Source organism: Pseudomonas sp. GD03944, from assembly GCF_029839275.1.
Lineage (GTDB): Bacteria > Pseudomonadota > Gammaproteobacteria > Pseudomonadales > Pseudomonadaceae > Aquipseudomonas.
Genome location: NZ_JAOCAH010000013.1, coordinates 68,089 through 90,055, shown reverse-complemented (window position 1 = coordinate 90,055; position 21,967 = coordinate 68,089). Strand labels below are relative to the sequence as shown.

Sequence of the window (21,967 nt, the reverse complement as noted above, 5' to 3'; positions counted from 1 at the left end):
GTGAAGTCATCAGTTGATATGAATGCTGTGCTTCTCCTTGTAAGGCTTCAATGCCGGTTGATGCTTGAATTCTCCGCCTTATATCCCAGTGTTAAGGACTTTAAATGGCTTCTTGACTTCCCAGCTAGTGGGGAAGTACTCGTTGATGGTCGTCAATGGTGGTTTGTTAAACACGGCGCAGGTTTGCGTTTTGAAAAAAAATCCTGTGAGCCACATTGGGTTGTAGATATCCATAGGTATGTTGATGAGCCAAGAATTATTGATGATTGGCGACTGCTTCAGTTCTTTGAGTCATGCGGAGGATATGTGGATAAGAATGAGGTTTTATATTTACTTGGAGAGATGTGCTCGAAAGGTTATTTGCTTGATCAAGGTGACGGTAACTATTTTTTAAGACAATAGGGGACAGACCACGTTTATTTGTCTAGGGTTATGGGATTCCATGGAGGGAAGGTCTATATGCCACGTCGAGCACGCATTTCATTGCCAGGTGTTTCACTTCATCTGATACCGAGAGGGAATAATCGCTCAGCCTGTTTTTACGCTGACGAGGACTATATTTTTATCTGGATGTATTGACGGAACAAGCGAAAAAGCAGGGATGTGCGATCCATGCCTGGTGTCTGATGACCAATCATGTCCATTTGTTGGTCACGCCTGAAAGGCCTGATAGTGCAGGACTCATGATGAAGGGGCTAGGGCAGCGCTACGTACAGTATGTTAATCGTACTTACCGCCGTAGCGGGACGCTGTGGGAAGGTCGTTTCCGCTCTTGCCTCATGCAGGAAGAGGCATATGTTTTGGCTTGCTATCGATACATTGAGATGAATCCTATCCGTGCAGGCATGGTTGAACACCCGGCCGAATATCGCTGGTCGAGCTACCGGATCAATGCACAGGGTGAACGCTCAGTGCTGTGCTGCGCACACCCTCTCTACCAAGCATTGAGTCGAGATGAAGGGCTTAGGGCTGAGGCTTATAGAGAGTTGTTCCGCTATCAGCTAGACCCAGGGTTGGTTGATCAAATACGTGCTGCGACAAATGGGAATTACGCATTGGGTAGTCCAGAAGTTTTCTGCCGAAGTGGAAGCGGCGTTGGGGCGGAGAGCCGCAAGAGGTAAGCCTGGGCGTCCCAAGGTCACGCCCGATCTCTAGTAGAAACGTGGTCTGTTCCCTATTGTCCTGTACTTGTCTAAAGAGGCAGAAATTCCCAGTCGAGTTGATGCAGGACTGTCGCTGGAAGATCAGGCTAAACAGGCGTTTGCCATGAGGAATGATTTAAGGTCTACAGCTAGAGAGTTAATCTCTAACAGAGATATGGCAGATTTTTTGAATAAGAGCGATCCCAATAGGGCATAGTTCGGAGAACGCCAATAAATACTCGTCACAAGGTCTTTCTGGGGATGATTTGTGGCGCAAAATTATCGAAAAATCCCATTCGTCTAGAGCAAGCGTGAATAATGGGTTGGGGATGTGAGCATGAATCGTTTTTCTGAGTCTAGTTCCGAGTTTGGTCATTTTGTCTATTTTAATGAGTATGAAGAAGAAAGCTTTGAGGGGTTTGTTGGTGTTGTTTTGAAAAAACTAAATGCAGAAGAAATAAAGCGTGAGCAAGGCCCTTACTCTATTCTGGTTGCTATTGAATATGCAAGGCATAGGCTTGTTTTGACAAGCGGCTCATTCGAAGGATGCTACATATCTCTAGACAAAAGTGAGGCATGGTTAGCGAAAAAAATTATAGAGTTATTCTAGCTTAACTAGTTGGTGCAAAGGAGGTAAGTAAGCTCCCCTGTTCCCAACGATCTTCCGACCAAAATACATATGGGGCAGCAAGGAAAGCATATCAAGGTCACAATAATTTTGAGGGCGGGCGTAATTATTTTAACGATGGCGTCGACCCAGCCAGGCGCTCCAGCAAGCCTGATGAGGGAATATTTGCTAATACCGACATGGTGGTTACGGCAGATGGGATCTATGACGAGGGCGGCAATGGATTTTTGGTGGGGACGGGAAGAGTTTCGTTCAGATACTGCCAGACGCGAACGTTGATGCGATCCGCTATGTGGCTGACAACACAAGTGGCTATGCATGGGATGACCGATCGCTAGGAATCCGGCCCGAGCCACAGCAGATGCAGCATGTTTTGGAGTTCCCTAGATGCATTTCCTGCGCGGCGGGTTTTTCGTACACCTTGAACACGGTCGATATGCGAACCCCTAGTCAAATAGCGGCTGATCAGCGGGCTTTCACTTTAGGAGTGGCATCGTTGGCTGGGTTGCCTATTTCCGGTGCAGGTCTACTCGTCAATTACGGAGTGCGCCCCGTATTGATGGGGAGTGGAATAAGCTCTGGTTTTGACGCGCTAGGCCAGTTGATAGTTGGTGGCGAGTACCGTCCAGGCCAGACAGTGATTGCCGGGCTAACAGGTGGGATGGTTTATCCTTTAGCTGGAGGAAAATTGCTAGGTAATGCATTGCTTGGCGCTTCGGTGGGGGCGGCGAATGCAGCTACTAATAATTATGTTTATTCTGAAAGTAAAAATATTGGCGAGGCAGCTGCTATCGGAGCTTTTGCTGGTTTTGCTGGCACCGCGGCTGGTCTAGGGATGTCAAATTTAGCAGCCGGAGTTCTTCCATATCGAATTGGGGCTTCGATAATTGATCCGAATAAGGCAATTCTTTTGCAAAATATCGGGGTGAGAAATCCTTATCCCGAACGCATAGGAAGTTTTTCCGATACGTTAGTAGGGGAAGGTGTCCCTTTGGTCTTTGATAAGTTGAAAAATGAGAGTGATTAAAGGTGAGTGTGAGAAAAGACAAAGGTAATGATTTTTTTGACTTTAGAAGTTTGGCAGGCATTTTTCGAACTATTGCTGTTGTATTTGTATGCTGTTTCGCTATATGGAATATGCATCATGTCTGGCTTTGGTTAAGTTCTGTACTTGGGTTCGATTATGTCCTGGCGACCGAAGGCATGGTTCGCAATCGACGGTTCTGGGCTGGTACTCTATTTTCTTTTGTGCTGGTGGTTGGCGTAATAAATTTTGTATGGCTGGATTTATATGATTCCGAAGAGCGAGAATAGATTGCTTTTGTTTCATTCTTAAATGTCTAGGCTTAGCTAGTTATTTCTAGAGTGGAGTAAATTTTTGATGGGGTGGTTTATGAGTAGTGAAAGTGAAAAAGAAGCGAAGCTCTCAGTGCTAGCACACGTTCTTTGCGGCTGGCCTATTTTGCTGGCTACTGTGGGTGGAATAATTGGAGGGGTTCTCGGCGTTGCGGCGTATACGTTGAATGTTTCTATCTACAAATCTGAGATGCCGAGAAGGAAGAAAGTAATTCAGAACCTGCTTTCAGGCTTTGGTGCATTTGTCGCGTGGTTAGTATTTGCTACAGTAATGACGGGGCTGAGCTCCTAGATTTTAAATATGGCTGATGAGTTTTCATCAATAGTACTTGTGATGAATGCGATGCGGTGTTGCGTAACGCTCTATACATTTTTTTAGTCAGGCTTGGTGCTATAGAACTTGATAAGTCACGGGTGGTTGGCGGCTCTCAGGAAATCGAAGTCACAGAGATTGAGTTGATGGGCGGGAAAATTAAAGTCAGAAACATTCATAAGCCTTACTATATTCGGGTCTAGATTAATTGTGAGGGAGCGGCCGCTAAAGTTCGTCAGAAACGTTCTCTCTAAGGAAGATGTGCAGTAAGCCAGTTTCAACTGATCTGAATTGATCTGGCACCGGCCATGAACTGCTGGTCGCTGAGCTGGATGCTCAGTACCAGAACATGGCCGATGACCAACGGCAGAAGCTGCTGGTGATGAACTCTCAGCTGGTGGGTGTCTTTACCGCTGGGCTGCAGGGTGGGGATGAGCAGAGCCTGCAGGTGGCTTCGGCGGTGGCTGGGAGTGCGACCAGTTACAACTACTTGAACCACGCTGAAGCCGAAGAGCGTTTGGAGAGCCATCAGGCATGCCAATCCGGGATTAAACGGGCCTGCGACCGACGTGATCAACTCGATCTGCTCGACAAGCAGCGAGATGCGGAGCTCAAGCTCGCCTGCCGAGGGGCACTGGACAGTGCGACGTGTAAAACATTGCGAGCAAATGCAGTTGCTGCGATGGAAAGCTACGGTCCGTACAAGGACAGTGCAGAATGGCGAGCGCTACATGATGAGCTGATCCGAAATGATCTGGAGGCTTATACCAAATATTCGCCATCCCGAGAGTTTGAGAGCGTACGGGATATTCTGGCGCAGACGCCGGCAGGCTTTGTAGATGAAACCTTGCTGGCAGTTGCTAGTTTGTCCGGTCCAGGGAGGGGGCTGGTTAGCAAATCGGATGAGGTTGGTGCAAAAGAAAATACGGTGGGCTCTGCCCATGCGAAGCGTGGGAGCCATCAGTGAAGGGGGCTCAGGGGTGTCGCTCCCCTCAGCCAAGGCGACTCGCACTTCGACCCGCGCCCATCACTTCACCCGCTTGCTCACCACCTCGCCCGTCTCGGCGTCTTCCAGCCAAATGTCCAGTCGGCTAAGGCCGATGTAGCGCGAGCGGGCCATGATTTTCTGGCCGGGTTTGCCGGTGAATTCCAGGTCGGCGAACAGGAAGTGCTGGGGCAGGCGGTACTCCAGCTGGATGGTGTAGTGGCCGGGGATGAGGACGGCGCGTTGGGGCGAGTCGTTCTTGTAGTAATAGGTCGAGAACGGGATGTTGCCGACTTTCTTGTCGTTGATTCGGATGATGTTCAGGTCGGGCTCCAGGCTGAGGAAGCGTCGGCCTTGCTGGTCGGCGTGGGTGTCGGTTTCGACGACGGTGTAGCGGGACTCATCGACTGTCGCCAGGTCCGTACCGATGTTGCTGTAGGTGGGCATGTCCGCACAGCCGCCCAGGGTCAGCAGGGCGGCGGCCAGTGCCGCGGTGATGATTCGCATGCTTGTCACTCCTTAAGGTCTAGTTCGGCAGCCCGGGCAGTACCTGTCTACCCAGGCGGTACACGGCTCAGCGCACCCGATTCAGGATGTAGTCGAAGCGCTCTTGGTCGATGAAGAAGGAGTGCTGGATCTTCTCGGGGTCGGCCACGGGCGTGAGGATCGAGGGGTGCATGCTCTTGTGGTAGGGGTGGGTGAACAGGCTTTGCTTTTCCGAGTAGGCGAAGCTCTGGTAGTGCAGTTCAGCCCCGCTCCAGCTCACTTGGTTGTAGAGGTGGCGCCAGTTTTCCGAAGGGTCGTGGTTCAGCCGGGCGTTGCCGGTGGCGTCCTTGATGACTTCGATCTGCACGACGCCCTCGTCGTCCGCCCATTTCCCCACGTAGCGGTCCAGGTTGGCGTTCGCCGGGATGGCAGGGTTGGGAACGAAGTCGTCCGCCTGGTAGGGCAACTGCTTGCGTGCATCGACCACCGACTTTTCGTACAGGACGCACAGCGGGGCGATCTTGTCGGTTTTGAGGTAGGTGAATTGCAGGTCCAGGCCTTCGAGGCTCATGGCCAGTTTCATGAGCCCCGGCGTGAGCGTCAGCACTTGCAGGTCGAAGTCGCGCTGGGGCGAGGTGAGGTGCAGGGTCTGGCCGTCTGCGCTGAAGCGGTAATCGGCCACTTCCACGTCCCGGTCTTTCTGCTCGGCGCAGTTGAAGGCATGCAGCCGGCTTTTGCCGTCGGCGGTGTACTCCACCACGTTGGCGACGCCATTGCGCAGGGGCATCATGGCCCAGATGCCGATGATCGCGGCCTCGTTTCCCGTGGCAGGCAGCGTGCGTGCGTCCTTCTGGCCGGTGCCTGTGCAGGCGCTCAGCAGCACGGCTGCCAGGGGCGCGAATAACCATTTGTTCAACACGATCTCCTTATCGACCTGCGTTCAGGTCCGTCGTCTGACTGTAAAAACCTTCACGCGCCCCATGATCGGGGAGCGTCATTCCATCGATTCGATCTGCCAGTCCCAGCGCCCCATCGGGCCGTTGTCGCTGGTCTTGATGAACAGCCGGTAGTCGCTCAGGTACCAGTGCTCTTCGACCCAGGTCATCAGCCGCGACTTGAGGCGGATACAGGTGAGCGGCTTGGCCGTGCCCTTGAGCGCCGGGTGGAGACGGCTGGCCGCCTGCTCGAGGCCGACCTGGCAGGTGACGGTGTTGGCGTTGCTGGTCGCGTCGCTATCGGCGGATGGCGTCTTGCGGAACGTGCGGGTGTAACTGATCTCGCTGCTCGCGGGTACGTTTATCCAGTCGCCGGTGAAGCTCAGGCCGATCAACGCCGGGGAGTTCGCTTCTTCCTGGCCGCTTTTGCGGTTGCGCGAGCGGGACGCCAGGTCGAACAGGCCCTGGAAGCTGAGGTGGACGGAGGCCGGGTTGGTGATCGGGTCCAGGGTCTGCACCAGCAATTGCCCGGAGGCGGGGTCGGTGGAGAGGAAGTGGTCCTGCGGCAGGTCTTCGGCGTCCATGCCGTTGAAGAGCCGTACGGTATAGCGAAGGTTCACCTGATGCAGCGTACGGGTTGGCGCAGGCAGCGCCAGCGCCTCGATGGCCGCCAGCACCTCTGGCTCGGCCTCGGGCGTATCGAATAGGGGCGGCAGTGGTTGCCGCTCCTGGGCCGCTGGTAGCTTGGCCAGCTCGACGGCAGGCTGGCAGGCAGCCTTGAACACCCGCTGCTGGTCAGGCGTGGCGGCGCTCAGCGGTTGCTGGGTCGCCTTGGGTTCCAGGCGGCCACCGTAGACCGCGCCGTTGGTGATGAGGTTGAACTGGCTGGCCATCATCAGCGTCTGCTGCGCGCAGTCCATGACCAGCCGCTCGCGGGTATGGCCGACGAGCGCGGCGCCGTTCGGGGTGAAGGTGAAGTGCAGCGGATTGTGCCCGACCCAGACACTCAGCAAGCCGTTTTCCCGTTGCAGGCTGTTGTGGTCAAGCATCAGCCAGTCCTCGCCGTCGGCCTGCGCCAGGGCGCGCCAGTCCGGCACCGCTCGCTGGGTGCAGGCCTGCTGCAATTGGGCGCTGTGGTGCAATTGCTGGAGCTGGGCGTCCGGCAGGCTGTTTTCCTCGGCCCCTCGCTCAGCGAAGGCGGCCAGGCCACGGGCGGTCGGGTAGTACATGCTGCCGACGGGCTCGGTGCAGGAGGCATCGAAGCGTGCGAGCAGGCGCTCACCGTCGGGGCTGGTGACCAGGTAGGTCACCCGGTCGCCTTCGCGCACGATGCTGTGCGGGTTCGCCGGCAGGGCGATGGCGTTGTCGAAGACCGCCAGACCCGGATGGACCGTGGGTTCCTTGGGCGTTGGGGTGGAACTGCAGCCGGCCAGTGCCAAGGCCAGCAATGAAATTCCCAGGGCAAGCGGGTAGCGGGTGCGAACGTCCATGCGCGTAAAGTCCTTTGAGCGAAGGCGCGAATTGTATCGGCCCGGCAGGGGCGGCTTCGACCGTTTTTTCCTCCGGTGTCCCTAGCTGTGGCCGGCCGCACACTCCGCGTCTTCGCCATGGCGCTTGCCCGTTGCGCCCACGCCCGCCTATAGTTCGCCGGTCGCTGCCAATTCGGCGACCGGGTTTGGCGACCCGTTTGGAAACTTGGCGCACAGGCGCCCCACGACCATTGCAGGCGCTTTTTTTGTGCCTGCGATGCTGTGTCATGGTGGCCGTGCGTGGGAGACCTTCGGGTCTGCCGGGTTCCAAGTTTCCCGGTTCGCCAACCTGCGCACGGCTGCCACCCAATTTCGTTTGGCGACGATTTGTGGCAGCTCCATGGACGAACTTGGAGCATCACCCATGAAGGATTCATGCACGCCCCCGGCCCATGCGGCCGCTGCAACCACCCTCATTCCGTTCCACACCAGCAACCCCGCCGGACAGCCGCTGTTCGCCGTGCTGCCGGGAGTGCCGTTGGCCGATGCTCTCGACAATGCCTACAACCTGCTGGACGTGGCGCAGGGCCTGACACTGCGCCTGAGCGAACCGGGGCCTGTGGATAACGAACAGCTCGGCCACGCCTGCACCTACCTGGTGGCAATGGCCAAGGCCACGCTGCGCAGCTGCATCGAAGGCATGGCGCAGCAGGCCCCGCCCGTGGGGCGCTGATCCCGCGTAGGAGCGGACTTGTCCGCGAGCTTTTCTTCGGCGGTTAGAGCGGCGTGAGGCATAGGCCGCCGAGCTCGCGGCCAAGGCCGCTCCTACAGGGTGGGTATGCCAGCCAAACGCTCGCCGCTGAAGCGCCTCCCACGGGAGCTGTCGCCTTCAAAAGGTTCTTCAGCCTGATCGTTCCCACGCTCTGCGTGGGCATGCATCCCGTGACGCTCCGCGTCACCCGCCGATACCGACTCGGCCGATCAGGTGGCGTCGGTGGATTGGTTGGCCGGACGCCGGGGCGCGCAGCGAACCCGCAGGGCCGCTCGCGCGCTTATTCCCCGCTGTCGATCACGGCGTGGTGGCGTCGGCGGTCGTCGGGGCCGGGCAGGGGCCGTTGACGTTGCCGGCCAGGCGTTCGACGCTGTTGAGCACGTTGTTGCCCTGGTCGACACGCTGGGCGTTTTCTGCGACCTGCACGCGTTGGTCGTAGCTGGCGCCGCTGCCGTTGATGCTGTGCTGGGTTTCCACCAGCGAGCTGCCGATCTGCAGCAGGTTGCGGCCGGTGGCGATCAGGCTGCTGGTGGCGCTCGGTGCGCACGGGTCGTTGGCGGTCTGGCCGTTCTGCAGGCCCTGGGTCTGAGTGTTCTGGGCCAGGCAGCCAGTCAGCGTCAAAAGCAGTGGCGCGATGAACAGTGTGCCTAGCGCTCCCTTGATGTTCATTCGATACTCCTTTCGGTCACGGGGCCTCGACCCTGTGCCGAAGCGATACTCAGGAGTCTATTGAGCGCTGCCCGGGGTCGGAATAGTACGGGTGTACTAGGGTTCCCGGTGCACGGCGCTGATAGCGTTTCGTGTGTTCGGACGACAACCGCCCGGGGCCGTGCAGCGGCGCCGGGCGCATTCGCAAGGAACCCCGATGCCCGCCACCCCGCCTCGCCCCCACGACACCGAACGCGCCCAGGCCGTGGTGCGCCTGGTCATCGCGCCCCTGGCCACCGGCTACATGCTGTGGACCTACCACGAGGCGATGCTCACTGCGCAGGCCACCTGGCTGCTCGTCTCGGCCAGCAGCCTGTTCTGCGTGGCGTCGCTGGTGCTCTGGCTGGACATCGTCCGGCGCCCGGGCAATCGCCCCCGCAGGCGCCTGTTCGCCGTGCTCATCGACTACAGCTGCATCACCGTCACCCTGGCGTTTGGCGGCGAGGCGATGCTGCCGGTCTACGCCATCCTGCTCTGGGTCACGGTGGGCTATGGCTTGCGCTATGGCTCGCGCTACCTGCTGCTGGCGACGATCGCGGCGCTGGGGTCGCTGGCACTGACCACGAGCATTTCCGCGTACTGGCAGGCGCAGCCGTTGCTGGTGGTCACGCTGCTGCTGACCACGGTGGTGGTGCCGGCCTACATGAATGCGCTGCTCAAGCGCTCGCGCCTGTCCGCGGAGGCCGAGCGGGCGGCCAACCTGGCCAAGTCGCAGTTCCTGGCGCAGGCCAGCCACGACCTGCGCCAGCCGATCCATTCCATCAGCCTGTTCACCGCCTGCCTGCGCGACGGCACGCTGGACGCCGAGCAGGGGCGGCTGGTCGACAACATCGATAAATCCCTGCACAGCGTGTCGCGGCTGTTCCGCTCGATCCTGGACATGTATTCGCTGGAGAGCGGCCGGGTCGCGCCGCAGCTGGAAACCCTGGCGCTGCACACGCTGCTGCAGCAACTGGTCCAGCAGAACACCGAGGCCGCGCGCTGGGCCGGGGTCGAGGTGCGGCTGCATTGCCCACCGCTGCAGGTGCGCGCCGACCCGGCGCTGCTCAGCACCATGTTGCAGAACCTGCTTTCCAATGCCCTGAAGTACGCACCGGGGCGGCCGGTGTTGATCGGCTGCCGGCGGCGCGAAGGCGGCGTGAGCATCGAGCTGTACGACCAAGGCCGGGGCATTGCCAAGCGGCACCTCGACAGCGTGTTCGAGGAGTTCTACCGCGTGCGCCAGGTGCGCGACAACGATGTGGAAGGCATGGGCCTGGGGCTGGCCATCGTCAAGCGCCTGGGCGACCTGATGGGCCTGGAGATCCGCATGCGCTCCGAGGAGGGGCGAGGCACCCTGGTGGCCATCGATGGCCTGCAGCCGGTGCAGGCTCCCGTCGTTGCCAGCCCTGCGGTGAAGCGCGAGCCGCTGGCGCCGCGCATGCTCGACGGCCTGCGCGTGTGCTTGATCGAAGACGATGACAACGTGCGCACGGCCACGGCGTCGCTGTTGCAGAAATGGGGCTGCGAGGTCGAAACCTATGCCTCCATCCCGCACGCCGCCCGCCCGTTCGACCTGCTGATCACTGACTTCGACCTCGGCACCGAGGCGTCCGGTGCCGACTGCATCGCCTATGTGCGGCAACTGCGCGGGCGCGACATTCCCGCCGTGGTGCTGACCGGGCACGACGTCGGGCGGGTGCAGGCGGCGGTGAACGATGCGGTGATCCCGGTGCTGTCTAAGCCGGTGCACCCGGCGGAGTTGCGCTCGCTGCTGGTGGCGCTGCGGCTGGAGCAGCCCGCGCTCTGAGGCTCAGCCCAGGCCCGCCTTGGCCGCCAGGGCCGCCAGCGCGGCGCGGCTGCTGACATCCAGGGTGCGCAGCAGCGAGGACACGTGGATGCGCACCGTGAAGGGCGAAATGGCCAGCTCGCGGGCGATTTCCTTGTTCGACAGGCCGCGCGCCACCTGCAGCAGCACCTCGTGCTGGCGCGGTGTCAGCTGGTCCAGCGGGCCGCTTTCGCTGGCGAAGGCCGGCAGGCCCGCCGGGCCGAGGGTCAGCACGAATTCACCGGCCTGCACGGCCAGCAGAGCGTCGACGATCTCGTCAGGTGGGGTGGCCTTGCCGATGAAACCGTCAGCACCCGCAGCCATCACCTCATCGATCAGCGCCCGGTTGTCGACCATCGACACGATGACGATCGAGCTGCGCTTGAAGGCCTGGCGCAAGGCCATCACTGCCTGGGGCGACTGGCCGGGAAACAGCAGGTCGAGCATGAACAGGCTCGGCGCCGGGCCGTCCTGGGCGAGGCGCAGCACTTCGTCCATGTCGCCCGCTTCGAGAATGCTGGCGTGGGGGAAGACGCGTTGCGCGATCCGGCTCAATCCGTCGCGGAATACCGGATGATCGTCGGCCACTATGATGCGATCGTGTGGCGATTGTTTGGATAGGGGCGCGTGTTCCGTCATGGCTCCAGCCTACGGTCATCTCTGGGGTGATACCAGCGTCTGGTTCTCAGTCTGTCGGTCAGCCGCCGGGGCAAGGAAGCCCGGCAGGCCATGCGGATCGAACCCGCTCTGATCTACGGACCGCTGGCCCGGCGCCTCGTTCCTCTGCCTCGCCGCCATCCGTCCGGGCGAGCGTCTGGCTCCTCAAGCCACGCCGTCGATCGGTCGATAACGGGGCATGGCTGTCACATCGCCATTAATTGTGCACAATGCTGTATCCAATAAAAACGACCTGTCTCGACAAACGGGAGACTCCTTCATGCGCCTCTGGCAACGCAGTATTCAGTGGCAGTTGATTCTGAGCATGGGGGCGGCCTTGCTGGCCAGCATCCTGCTCGTGGTGGGCATCTATTCGGCGGTGGTCAACCGCCTGACGGAACGCTATCTGTTGGAGGAGGCTCTTCCGGCCAAGGTATTGGCCATTCGCAATGAGCTGGAGCGGGTGCTGACCGCGCCGATCACCGCCAACGCCGGGATCGCCGGCAACAGCCTGGTGCAGGATTGGCTGGCCGACGGGGAAGACCCGGCGCGGCGCGACGAATTCGCCCGCTACCTGGAGGGCGTGCGCGTGCAACAGGGCGCGCTGACCACCTCCATTGCCGCGCTGGAAAGCGGCAACTACACCACGGGCGAGGGCCTGGCGCGCACCATCAACCGCAACCAGCCGGAGAACCAGTGGTTCTACGCCCTGGTCGACGGCACCCGCGACAGCGTGCTGGAGATCGACATCGACAAGGGCACGCGCCTGCCGACCCTGTTCATCAACCAGCGGATCAAGCGCGACGGCAAGACGCTGGGCGTGTCTGGCCTGGGCTTCAGCCTGGCGGCGATGTCCGAGATGATCCGCGACTTCCGCTTCGGCGAGCGCGGCCAGGTGTTCCTAGTCGACGGCCAGGGCGGGGTGAAGATTCACCCGCAAGCCACCCTCAATGGCAGCGGCCAGTTGAGCCAGCTGTTTGGCGCCGACCCCACGGCCGAACTGCTGGCCAGCGGCGGCAAGGCCGTGCGCTTCGAGCGCGAGGGCGAGACCTTCCTGGCGGTGGCGCAGAAGCTGGATAGCCTCGACTGGCTGCTGGTCAGCGAGGTGCCGGAGGCAGAGATCTACGCCGAGGCGCGCCAGGCGTTGCTGATGACCAGCCTGGTGGGCATTGGCGTGGCGTTGCTGTTCCTGGGCCTGGTGGTGTTGCTGGCGCGGGGGCTGGTGCGGCCGATCCGCCAGGTGACCGCCGCGCTGGTGGAAATCGGCGGGGGCGGCGGCGACCTGACCCGGCGCCTGGACGAATCCCGCGCCGACGAGCTGGGCGATCTGGCCCGGGGCTTCAACCGGTTCATTGGCGGGCAGCGCAGCCTGATCAGCGACGTGCTGGCCACCAGCGAGCGCCTGCGCGGCGCTGTCAGCCAGGTGGCGCAGGTGGTGGAGAACACCGCCGGGCGCGCCGGCCAGCAGCAGGAAATGACCGACATGGTGGCCACCGCGGTGCACGAGATGGGGCTGACCGTGCAGGAGATCGCGCGTAACGCCAGCAGCGCCGCCCAGGCCTCGCACAGCGCCCGGGAAGAGGCGCAGCAGGCGCGTCAGGTGGTGGGGCAGTCCATCGGCCATATCGAGAAGATGTCGTCGGAAATCGGCGGCGCGGCCGAGGCGGTCACCGAGCTGGCGCAGCAGGTGGCGTCCATCGACCAGGTGCTGGCGGTGATCCGCGGCATCTCCGAGCAGACCAACCTGCTGGCGCTCAACGCGGCCATCGAGGCAGCCCGGGCTGGCGAGATGGGGCGTGGTTTTGCGGTGGTGGCGGACGAGGTGCGCACCCTGGCCAGCCGCACCCAGAGTTCCACCGATGAAATCCAGCAGATGATCCAGCGTCTCAAGCAGGGCGCGGAGACGGCGGTCAGCTCCATGCACGCCGGCCAGGCCGCGACCGGCACCGGGGTGGAGGCCAGTCAGCGCACCGGGCAGTCGCTCGGCGCGATTACCGGGCAGGTGGAGAAGATCAACGACATGAACACCCAGGTCGCGGCGGCCACCGAGGAGCAGACCTCGGTTACTGAGGAGATCAACCGCAACGTCCAGGGCATCGCCGACCTGGCTCACGCCACGGCCGGAGAGGTGCGCGGCTGCCGGGAAGACTGCCAGACCCTGCGCGGCCTGGCCGATGACCTGACCCGGCAGATGGGCAGCTTTCGGTTGTAGTTAAGCCTGGACCAGGCGGTTGCGGCCGGCGCTCTTGGCCAGGTAAAGGGCGTCGTCGACGCGCTTGAAGAAGCTCTCGGCACAGGCGTCGCGCTGCAGGTCGAAGCAGCCGACGCCCAGGCTGGCAGTCAGCGGCAGGCTCAGCCCGTTCACCTCGAAGCCTTGCAGCGCCAGTTCGTGGCGAAAGCTCTCGGCCAACTGGTGGGCCTGTTCCAGCGAGGTGTTGGGCATCAGCACGCCGAACTCCTCACCGCCCAGGCGCAGCAGGGCGTCGCTGTCGCGGCGGAATACCTGGCGCATGCGCTCGGCGAAGGCGCTCAGGCAGGCATCGCCACAGGCGTGGCCGTGTTCGTCGTTGACCCGCTTGAAGAAGTCGATGTCCAGCAGCACCAGCGACAGCGAGTGCTGCTGGCGTTGGGCGTTGGCGACCATCACCGGGAACAGGCTGTTGAACTGGTAGCGGTTGCCCAGTTGGGTCAGGCTGTCGGTGCGGGTCAGCACTTCGAGCCGCTCCTGGTGCTCCAGCAGTTTCATTTCCAGGTTGAGGGTGTCGCGGTACTCGCGGTGGCTGCGGGTGAGCGCGAGCACCAGGTAGGTCAGGTAGAACGCCAGGGTGACCAGCGTGACCCGCTGCTGTTCCCAGTCCAGGGCCATGGCGCTCAGGCCCGGCAGGTACAGCAGGAGCAGGGCGATCACCGCGCGGCCCTTGCGCATCGGGAAGTTGAACGCCAGGGCCGTGGTGAAGGCGATGGTGCTGAGGGTGGCGATCAGCTTGGAGTCGGCGAACAGCGAGTCGGACAGGAACCAGGCGTGGGCCAGGCCCCAGCCCAGGCCGGTGACGAATATCAGAATCCAGTGGCGGTCGATCCAGCCTTGCATCGCCTGGGGCGAATCGTCCTCGGGCAGGCGGTGCAGCAGGCGCGCGGCGAGCATCAGGGCGAAGAAGCCACTGCCCACCAGGCACAGCAGCCATTGTTCGCCGGGCGCCGCGCTGAACAGCCAGGTCAGCAGCCAGGCCAACAGGTAGTAGATTCCACCCAGGCGCGTGCGAATCCGGGTGTCCTGGGCCTCGCGCCAGAGGGCGAAGGCATGGGGCTGGCGAGGGGCTTCGGTTGGGCTCATGGCTGTGATCACAAAACTGCGTCCAGCTACATAGTGCTTGAGCCGCGGCAGAAGTGCCACATTGCCATCATCATTGGGCGCATGTTGGTACGGCGGTGCCGCTGGGGAACTTTGCCGGCCTGGCTTGATCGAAACCGCGCGCCTGATGGCGCGGGCTTCTGATGTTGCGTGTGAGAGCGTGGCACCGCCGGATTGAAACATTTGCCGGTCAGACTGCTCACCTTCCCATACGCACGCGAGAAGACGTTGATGATGTCCGCTGCCAAGGGGGTGCTAGGAAAGCTACCCGTCATCAGCCCATGGAAATGGGCGCTGTTGTTGATTCTTCTGGTCCTGGCCTATCAAGTCCGTACCCAGCATCTGGATGACCGCCTGTACTTCTGGGTCACCACGTCCATGCACGAGAACGAATGGGAAAACCGCAGCCTGTGGCTGCCGGAATACCACGTGGCGGTCGACGCCAAACCGGTGCTGGGCGTCAGCGACAACCTCTCCGGGCTGACCTACGACGAGCGCCGCGACCAGCTCTGGGCCGTGCTCAACAACCCCGAAGAACTGCTGGCCATGAGCAAGGATGGCGAGGTGCTTGGGCGCTACCCGCTCAGCGGCTTCGGCGACGTGGAGGGCGTCACCTACCTGGGCGACGACATGCTGTTGCTGGCCGAGGAGCGCAAGCAGGCCCTGGTGGTGGTGCCGTTGCCGGACAAGCCCGGCGCGCTGTTTCGCGAGGACTACCAGGCGCTGACCTTGGGTATCGACCTGGGCGGCAACCAGGGTTTCGAAGGCGTGGGCTATGACCGGGCCGGTGATCGGGTGTTCGTGGTCAAGGAGCATTCACCGCGCAAGCTGTATGAAATCCGCGGGTTGAAATCCAGCCTGGAGGGCGCGTTCGACCTGGAGATCATCGACCGCGAGGACTGGATTCGCCACAGTGTGTTCGCCACCGACCTGTCGTCGGTGCACTACGACGACCGCACCGGCCACCTGGCGCTGCTCAGCGATGAATCCAAGCTGCTGATCGAGCTGGACCGCGAAGGCCAGATGGTCAGCTTCCGCTCGCTGATCGGCGGCTTTGCCGGCCTCAAGGACAGCGTGCCGCAGGGGGAGGGCATGACCTTCGACGATCGGGGCAACCTGTACCTGGTCAGCGAGCCCAACCTGTTCTACCGCTTCGAACGTCACAACTGACGCCCCGGGCTGGCAGGCGCTGCCTGTCGGCCCGTCCCTCGCGTCGCCGGATCAGCCGCGGCGAATCATCCAGATCCCCGCCACGATCAGCAGCAGGCCACCGATCTTGCCCAGGCTGATCGGCGCCTCGCGAAAGCCCGCCCAGCCGAAGTGATCGAGCATCAGCGCCATGCTCAACTGGCCGGCGATCACCAGCACCATGAACAGCAGGGCGCCCACCCGCGGCCCGGCGAAGGCCGCCGTGGCGATGAACATCACCCCCAGCAGGCCGCCGCTCCAGTGCCACCAGTTCAAGCCCTTGAGTGCCGACAGGCCGGGCATTTCACCCCGCGCCAGCACCAGGAGCACCAGCGCAAGGGTGCCCACGCTGAATGAGATCAGCGCGGCGGACAACACGCTGGACACCTGCTTGGACAACTGGCCATTGATGCCGGCCTGCAACGGCAGGCAGGCGCCCGCGACGAAGGGCAGGGCGAGTAGCCACCAGATCGGTGTGGGCATGCGGTTCTCCTGTTTTCGGGGCGCGACAGTATGCCCTGTAACGGTGCGTCGCGCTGCCGGAAAACGGGATCGGCGATAAGTCGATCACCCACTCGCTGATATAAAAAGTGATTGAAAGTTCACTGTTTAATTATCGCTTGCAAGGTGGGGTACTGGTTATAACTTTAGTATTAATCGATTCGCGCATTTATCGGGGGATATATAAACGGTTAATACCAAGTTCAGGGTTGTTCGAGTGGGTGGGTTGTTCTTTGATGAAGCCACGGATGAGGTGTCAGCGGGCCTGAAACTTCATCGTCGACTGATTCACGAGAATGGACGGATTCACTCATGAAAGCATTTACCTGGACACATACCTGCACCGTATTGGCATTGGCGACCGCCGTTTCCCTTGCCGGGTGCAGCAGTGGTGGTGGCGGTTCCAAGAGCTTTGTCGACAGCGCCGGTTCGGCAGGTGGTGATGGCGGTGCGGCCGGTGTCAGCACCCTGGCCACGGCCGAGGTGGCGGACGATGCCGGCGGCGCCCTCAGCGGGATCGGTGACGGCGTGATCGACCTCGGTGACGGTATCAGCAACGTGCCCGTGGGCGGCAGCACGGCCCTGACCGGCGGTGCCGGCGGCCTGGTGTCCTCGGTGGGCCGGGCGGCCAACAGCCTGGGTTCCGGTGTGAGCAATGGCCTGGGTACCCTGGGTACCGACAGCAATGCCGTGGGCACCACCCTGGCGTCCGTCGGCACCGCCACGGGTGACCTTGGCGGTGGTGTATCCGCCCTCGGCAAAGGGGTGGCAGCGTTCGGCGAGACCGACCCGATCAAGCAGATCCCGCTGGTGGGCGGGGTGGTTACCCGGGTCGGAGGTGTGGTCGATGGCGTGGGTGAGCGGGTAACGATGCTGGGCGACACCCTGAGCGTGGCCACGACCAGCGGGCCGCTGGGCAATGCGACCGATGCGGTCGGCGGCAAGGTGCTGGTGCCGGTGGTCAGCCTGGTGGAAGGCACCACCCGCACCATCGGTCATGCCACCGGTCTGGGTGATCCGGTCAATGGCCTGCTGGACAAGACCAGCACCGCGGTCAGCGGGTTGGGCGAAAAAGTCACCGGCGGCGGTGAGAACCCGCTCGGCCAGGTGGTCGGCAAAACCCTTTCCGGCGTGGGCGGCATTCTCGACAGTGCCGGCGGCTATGTGTCCGTCGAGGCCCAGGTGGGTGTCGAGGTCGGCACCGGCGGCGACGGTAACGGCAGCAACAACGGCAACGGCCTGGACGAGGTGCTCAACGCCGTCACCGGGGCCACCGCGCCGGTCGGCGAGAAGAGCGGGCTGGGCAAACCGGTCAACGGCTTGTTGGAAACCGCCGGCGGGCTGGTGGTTTCGGTGGGCCAGGGCCTCGACCAGGGCAGCAACAACGGCGTGGTCAGCGCCCTGGGCGTGAACGGCGGCGCGGTAGGTAATACCGTGGCATCGCTGGGCACCCTGGTCGGTGGCGACGGCATCGCCAACACCAGCCATGGCGCGCCGCTGGCTGCGGTCGGCGGCAAGGTTGGCCAGGCGGTGACCCCGGTACTTGGCGCGGTGTCGGGCGTGACCCAGCAACTGGGCGCTGCCACCGGCCTGGGCGCACCGGTCAGCGGCCTGCTGGGCCAGGTGGGCGGCGCAGTCACCAGCCTCGGCCAACAGGTCAGCGCCGGCAACAACCCGGTGGGTGCCCAGCTGGGCAACACCGTGGCCAGCGTCGGCCAGACCGTGGGCCAGCTCGGTGGGGTGGTCAACGGCGGCCAGGCCGGCCCGGCACAAGGTGGTCTCGGCGGCTTGCTCGGCGGTAACCAGAACGGTGGCCTGGGCGGCGGACTCGGAGGCCTGCTGGGTGGCTTGAAGAAGTAACGGGAGCTAGTCTCAAAAGGCGCCGGATCACATCCGGCGCCGACCTTTTGGAAAGCCGTACGCCGCACTTGCGGTATGACCAGGGAGCGTCCCATGCGAACACTCTGTGCGCTGTGTCTATTGGTCCCGATGTCCGCTCTGGCGCAGCAGCTGCCGAGCTACCTCAACAGCAACGAAACCGAACGCAACCTGCCCGCCCCGAACCTGCCGGTCGATGCCTACCGCGCGCCGGCCCCCGCCACCCAGCTTCCCGATCAGCCCGCCACGCAGCAGCAGAGCCAGCAGCAGATGCTGCTGATGAGCTCCACGGTCACGGTGCGCAACGTGCAGATCGAGGGCGGCACTGTGTACCCCTTCGAGGAGCTGGCCAAGGTCTACGAGGGCATGGTCGGGCGACCCACCAGCCTGGCCGAACTGATCGAGGCGACCCGCGGCATTACCCAGCGCTACCAGGCCGACGGTTACCTGCTGTCCTACGCCTTCCTGCCGGCCCAGCGCTTCGAGAACGGCCGCGTGCGGGTGGTGCTGGTGGAGGGCTACGTCAAGGATTACGAATTGCGTGGCGAGCTGGGCGGCGTGTCCGCCTATGTGCGGCAACTGCTGGACAAGATCCAGGGCGAGCGGCCGCTGACGCGCAAGACCTTCGACCGCTACACCACCCTGCTCAGCCGCATACCCGGGGTCACCTTGAGTGCCCAGGTGCCGCCGCCGGAGGCCACCGATGGTGCTAGCCGGCTGGTCGCCCAGGCGCAGCGCAAGGCCTGGACCAGCAACCTGGGCCTGACCGAAAGCAGCCGCGACGACATCCAGGCCCTGCTCAGCTTCAACAGCAACGCCCACACCGCCATGGCCGAGCAGCTCGGCGTCAGCGTGCTGGTGCCGCCAGGCGAAGAGAAGGAGCGTTACTACCGCCTGGACTACAACCAGTACCTCGGTAGCGAAGGTACCCAGCTCAGCCTGTTCGCTTCCCATTACCGCAGCGAACCCAGCACCCCGGTGCGCCTGAGCGACGGCATCGAGCTGCGCCGCCAGCGTGAAAACGACCGGTTCTCCATCGGCGTCAGCCACCCGTGGATCGCCGCCCCCGATCACTGGCTGAGCACCGGCGCACGGCTGTACGCGGTCAATGATCAGACCCGTTACGACGTGGTGGGCTTCCCGCTGTCCTTCGAGGACGAGACCGATATCCGCGTGTTCGGCCTGGAGAGCGACTGGCGCCAGAGCAGCAGCGAGCGGCTGCGCATCGTGAGCGGTGGCCTGTACCAGGGCATCGATGGCATGGGCGCGCGCACCGACAACGGCCTGTACGACCTGGATTTCTTCCGGGTGCGCCTCTCCGGCCTGCAGAGCGATCAGTACAGCCCGCGCTGGGGTGGGGTGATGTCGGCGGCCCTGTACTGGAGCGACGACAACCTGCCGGATGCGGAACAAGCCGTATTCGGCGGGCAGAACTTCGCCCGTGGTTACCCCAACGACCAGGCCACCGGCGACAAGGGCTGGGGCGCCGCCTACGAGCTGAACTACAGCATCGGGGTGGAGGGCAACTGGATTCGCCTGGTGCAGCCCTACGCGGTGGTGGACGCGGCCCGCACCTGGTTCAACGAGCAGCCGGTCAGCCGGGCGGAGCTGTCGTCTGTGGCCCTGGGCCTGCGCTTCGGCGATGCCCGCTACTACAACATCGCGGTCGAGGCGGCCAAGCCGATGTCCGACGAGGCTCTGGACAGCCGCAACCGGTCCCCGCGCCTGACCCTGAGCTTCAGCTACCAGCTCTGAGCCCTGCACACGCCCCGGCGGCGTCGGTCGCCGGGGCGTTTTTTTGCTCAGTCAGCCCATGCCGCAGGCACACCTGTGCCCAGGCCATGGCCCGGGCATTCATTGGGGGGAAGGATTACTGCGCGAATGTCGCGGTGGGGCGAGGGAACAGCTTGTCCAGGGTTTCCAGCAGGCGTTCGTGGTAGATGGGTTTGCGGAAGAAGTCGGTGACATGCAGGCGCAGCACGTCGATCACGTCTTCCATGTCGGCATGGCCGGAGGTAACGATGATCGGCAGTTCGCGGTGCTGCGGCTGCTCACGCAGGCGCTGCACCAGGCGCAGCCCGCTTTCCTCCGGCATGCGCAGGTCGGTCATCACCAAGGCGACGTTCGGGTGCTGCTGCAGGCAGGCCAGCGCCAGGCTGACCGAGGTGGCGGTGTGGCAGGGGAATCCTTCGCTTTCCAGCATTTCTGCCAGCTCGAGAAGAATGTCCTCCTCGTCATCGACCAGCAACAGCGTCGGACGACGCTGGGCAACTGAGCTCATAGCGACTCCTGTCATCCCTAACATTAACCCGAATGGGGAATGGTCGATCCTGTGGTTCGCGTGGGTTGGGTCAGGGCGTTGGGCAACCGGTACCGCCGAGCGCCACGCAGATATCGGAGAACACCCCGACCACGGCATCGCCCAACGGGGTCATGAAGGCGGCGAGTACGACAGCGACCATGGCCGCGACGATGGCGTATTCGATACCGGAGGCGCCGGCTTCGTCCTGAATGAATTGTTTGCTGCGCTCGAATAAGGACTTCAGGGACATAAGTCGCTCCTTGCGTAGTGGGTTTAGGCACAACTTGATCCTTGTTTACCCCCACCCGGTGCGCAACTGTAAGAAGGGATTAATCACAAAGTTATAACCGTTATCAGAGGAACATTAACGAGGCGGTCATAACTGTTTTAATTAATAAAGTTTTTTGAAGTTTCCTGACCCGTGCTCTAGGTTTTAAGTGTCGGGCGATCACTGCGAAAGTTTGTGCAACGCCTCTATATCAACTTTCCCGACATGGCAGGGAGCACCGATTTGATAGCGGTGGGGATACACCGAACCGTCCTGGTCAGTTTCAACGAGGAGTAGGCGATGGACAGCCGGATCACCATGGCGTTGGCAGGATTGCTGGTACTGGGCGCCCTCTTTGCCGGGTATTGGGGCATCGTGTTGAGCCGCCAATCGCCCCCCGAATCCCTTCCTGCCGATGGCATGACCGCCACTGCCGACACCGCAGGGAACCCCCGGGTCCCGGTGGTGGTGGCGGTGCGTACGCTGGAGCCCTTCAAGCCGGTCGCCGCCGAGGACCTGGCGATCGAACACCTGCGCGCCGCGCCGGCTGGCAGCTTCGCCAAGGTCGAGGACGTGGTCGGGCGCACCCCCTGGAACCCGGTGGCTGGCGGCAGCTGGCTGAGCGAAGGCAGCTTCGCCGCAGGCGGGCCCCTGGCGCAGATGATCGAGCCGTCAGAGCGGGCGGTGGCGATCGCCGTGGACGAGATCATCGGCAGCGGCGGCCACCTGACCCCCGGTGACTACGTCGACGTGCTGCTTTATATGCGCGAAGACGGCGCCGGGCAGTCCCAGAGCGCCCAGGTGGTGGCGCCGGCGCTGCGCCTGTTGAGCTTTGGCGAGCAGCTCGGCCCGGACCGCGAAGGCAAGGCCGTGGCCAGTGCCGCCGAGCCGGAGGGCGAGCGCCGCTCTTCGGTGCGCAGCGTGGTGCTGGCGGTGCCCGAAGACTGGGTCACCCGGCTGATGCTGGCCAGCCAGGCCGGCTCCCTGCGCCTGGCGGTGCGCAGCAGCGAGGAGTACGCCCAGCGCCTGGCCCCGGGGCATGAGCAGGTGCGCCTCGATGAGCGCACCCGCAACCTGCTGCGGCTCGATCAACTGGGAGGCCGCTCCGCCGCCGCGCCGGCCCCTGTCGCCCCCTCCACCGGCACACGGCGTGGCCCCCAGGTCGAAGTCGTGCGCGGTAACACCAGCACCCTTGAAACCCCTTGAACAGGCTCAGGAAT

Annotated in this window: 22 protein-coding genes; 13 read left to right on the top strand and 9 right to left on the bottom strand. The window is 62.4% G+C overall.

Annotated elements, in window-relative coordinates; genetic code table 11:
• The 6 genes from N5C28_RS18925 to N5C28_RS18900 all read left to right on the top strand — a co-directional run bounded on the left by N5C28_RS18925 (position 1) and on the right by N5C28_RS18900 (position 4,406).
• A complete protein-coding gene (locus N5C28_RS18925; protein ID WP_279824710.1) occupies positions 1-402 on the top strand; it encodes a hypothetical protein in 402 nt (133 codons plus the stop codon).
• 224 nt (positions 403-626) lie between these two features.
• On the top strand, positions 627-1,121 hold the full coding sequence (locus N5C28_RS18920; RefSeq protein ID WP_279824708.1) for a transposase: 495 nt from the start codon (positions 627-629) through the stop codon (positions 1,119-1,121).
• A gap of 358 nt (positions 1,122-1,479) precedes the next feature.
• The gene (locus tag N5C28_RS18915; RefSeq protein WP_279824706.1) at positions 1,480-1,752 is read left to right on the top strand and encodes a hypothetical protein; all 273 of its coding nucleotides are present in this window, start codon (positions 1,480-1,482) and stop codon (positions 1,750-1,752) included.
• 379 nt (positions 1,753-2,131) lie between these two features.
• Entirely contained in the window at positions 2,132-2,797 is a 666-nt protein-coding gene (locus N5C28_RS18910; protein ID WP_279824704.1) for a hypothetical protein, read from the top strand.
• Between the two features lie 366 nt (positions 2,798-3,163).
• On the top strand, positions 3,164-3,418 hold the full coding sequence (locus tag N5C28_RS18905) for a hypothetical protein (protein WP_279824703.1): 255 nt from the start codon (positions 3,164-3,166) through the stop codon (positions 3,416-3,418).
• A 370-nt stretch (positions 3,419-3,788) separates the two neighbouring features.
• Positions 3,789-4,406 carry a DUF6862 domain-containing protein gene (locus tag N5C28_RS18900; RefSeq protein WP_279824702.1) on the top strand — a complete coding sequence of 206 codons (618 nt, stop codon included), beginning with the start codon at positions 3,789-3,791 and terminating at the stop codon, positions 4,404-4,406.
• A gap of 60 nt (positions 4,407-4,466) precedes the next feature.
• On the opposite strand, the gene N5C28_RS18895 is transcribed toward N5C28_RS18900, so the two are convergent.
• The 3 genes from N5C28_RS18895 to N5C28_RS18885 all read right to left on the bottom strand — a co-directional run bounded on the left by N5C28_RS18895 (position 4,467) and on the right by N5C28_RS18885 (position 7,335).
• Positions 4,467-4,931 carry a hypothetical protein gene (locus N5C28_RS18895; protein WP_279824701.1) on the bottom strand — a complete coding sequence of 155 codons (465 nt, stop codon included), beginning with the start codon at positions 4,929-4,931 and terminating at the stop codon, positions 4,467-4,469.
• 67 nt (positions 4,932-4,998) lie between these two features.
• Positions 4,999-5,826 (bottom strand): hypothetical protein, encoded by an 828-nt coding sequence (locus N5C28_RS18890; RefSeq protein WP_279824700.1) that lies wholly within the window; start codon positions 5,824-5,826, stop codon positions 4,999-5,001.
• Positions 5,827-5,904: 78 nt separating this feature from the next.
• Positions 5,905-7,335 carry a hypothetical protein gene (locus N5C28_RS18885; protein WP_279824699.1) on the bottom strand — a complete coding sequence of 477 codons (1,431 nt, stop codon included), beginning with the start codon at positions 7,333-7,335 and terminating at the stop codon, positions 5,905-5,907.
• A gap of 403 nt (positions 7,336-7,738) precedes the next feature.
• On the opposite strand from N5C28_RS18885, the gene N5C28_RS18880 reads away from it, so the two are divergent.
• Positions 7,739-8,047 carry a DUF3077 domain-containing protein gene (locus N5C28_RS18880; RefSeq protein WP_279824698.1) on the top strand — a complete coding sequence of 103 codons (309 nt, stop codon included), beginning with the start codon at positions 7,739-7,741 and terminating at the stop codon, positions 8,045-8,047.
• A gap of 336 nt (positions 8,048-8,383) precedes the next feature.
• On the opposite strand, the gene N5C28_RS18875 is transcribed toward N5C28_RS18880, so the two are convergent.
• Positions 8,384-8,755 carry a hypothetical protein gene (locus tag N5C28_RS18875; RefSeq protein WP_279824697.1) on the bottom strand — a complete coding sequence of 124 codons (372 nt, stop codon included), beginning with the start codon at positions 8,753-8,755 and terminating at the stop codon, positions 8,384-8,386.
• A 196-nt stretch (positions 8,756-8,951) separates the two neighbouring features.
• Between N5C28_RS18875 and N5C28_RS18870 the strand changes: the two genes are divergently transcribed.
• Entirely contained in the window at positions 8,952-10,583 is a 1,632-nt protein-coding gene (locus N5C28_RS18870) for a hybrid sensor histidine kinase/response regulator (protein ID WP_279824696.1), read from the top strand.
• Between the two features lie 3 nt (positions 10,584-10,586).
• Here the strand turns inward: N5C28_RS18870 and N5C28_RS18865 are convergent, their stop codons facing one another.
• A complete protein-coding gene (locus N5C28_RS18865) occupies positions 10,587-11,240 on the bottom strand; it encodes a response regulator transcription factor (protein ID WP_279824695.1) in 654 nt (217 codons plus the stop codon).
• Between the two features lie 298 nt (positions 11,241-11,538).
• Here N5C28_RS18865 and N5C28_RS18860 point away from each other — a divergent pair, with 298 nt between their 5' ends.
• Complete coding sequence (locus N5C28_RS18860) at positions 11,539-13,470, top strand: methyl-accepting chemotaxis protein (RefSeq protein ID WP_279824693.1); 1,932 nt, start codon at positions 11,539-11,541, stop codon at positions 13,468-13,470.
• Here the strand turns inward: N5C28_RS18860 and N5C28_RS18855 are convergent, their stop codons facing one another.
• The gene (locus N5C28_RS18855) at positions 13,471-14,592 is read right to left on the bottom strand and encodes a GGDEF domain-containing protein (RefSeq protein WP_279824691.1); all 1,122 of its coding nucleotides are present in this window, start codon (positions 14,590-14,592) and stop codon (positions 13,471-13,473) included.
• Positions 14,593-14,841: 249 nt separating this feature from the next.
• On the opposite strand from N5C28_RS18855, the gene N5C28_RS18850 reads away from it, so the two are divergent.
• On the top strand, positions 14,842-15,780 hold the full coding sequence (locus N5C28_RS18850; protein WP_279824689.1) for an SdiA-regulated domain-containing protein: 939 nt from the start codon (positions 14,842-14,844) through the stop codon (positions 15,778-15,780).
• 51 nt (positions 15,781-15,831) lie between these two features.
• Here N5C28_RS18850 and N5C28_RS18845 read toward each other — a convergent pair whose 3' ends face one another.
• A complete protein-coding gene (locus tag N5C28_RS18845) occupies positions 15,832-16,281 on the bottom strand; it encodes a DMT family transporter (RefSeq protein ID WP_279824687.1) in 450 nt (149 codons plus the stop codon).
• 330 nt (positions 16,282-16,611) lie between these two features.
• On the opposite strand from N5C28_RS18845, the gene N5C28_RS18840 reads away from it, so the two are divergent.
• Together N5C28_RS18840 and N5C28_RS18835 are read left to right on the top strand one after the other, a co-directional pair.
• A complete protein-coding gene (locus tag N5C28_RS18840) occupies positions 16,612-18,159 on the top strand; it encodes a collagen-like triple helix repeat-containing protein (RefSeq protein ID WP_279824685.1) in 1,548 nt (515 codons plus the stop codon).
• A gap of 93 nt (positions 18,160-18,252) precedes the next feature.
• Positions 18,253-19,932: a POTRA domain-containing protein gene (locus N5C28_RS18835; RefSeq protein ID WP_279824683.1), complete on the top strand. Its 1,680-nt coding sequence runs from the start codon at positions 18,253-18,255 to the stop codon at positions 19,930-19,932.
• A gap of 115 nt (positions 19,933-20,047) precedes the next feature.
• Here the strand turns inward: N5C28_RS18835 and N5C28_RS18830 are convergent, their stop codons facing one another.
• Positions 20,048-20,458, bottom strand: coding sequence for a response regulator (locus N5C28_RS18830; protein WP_279824682.1), 411 nt, complete (start codon positions 20,456-20,458; stop codon positions 20,048-20,050).
• 70 nt (positions 20,459-20,528) lie between these two features.
• A complete protein-coding gene (locus N5C28_RS18825) occupies positions 20,529-20,729 on the bottom strand; it encodes a Flp family type IVb pilin (protein ID WP_279824681.1) in 201 nt (66 codons plus the stop codon).
• Positions 20,730-21,047: 318 nt separating this feature from the next.
• Between N5C28_RS18825 and cpaB the strand changes: the two genes are divergently transcribed.
• The gene (gene cpaB / locus N5C28_RS18820; RefSeq protein WP_279824679.1) at positions 21,048-21,953 is read left to right on the top strand and encodes a Flp pilus assembly protein CpaB; all 906 of its coding nucleotides are present in this window, start codon (positions 21,048-21,050) and stop codon (positions 21,951-21,953) included.
• Positions 21,954-21,967 lie beyond the last annotated feature (14 nt).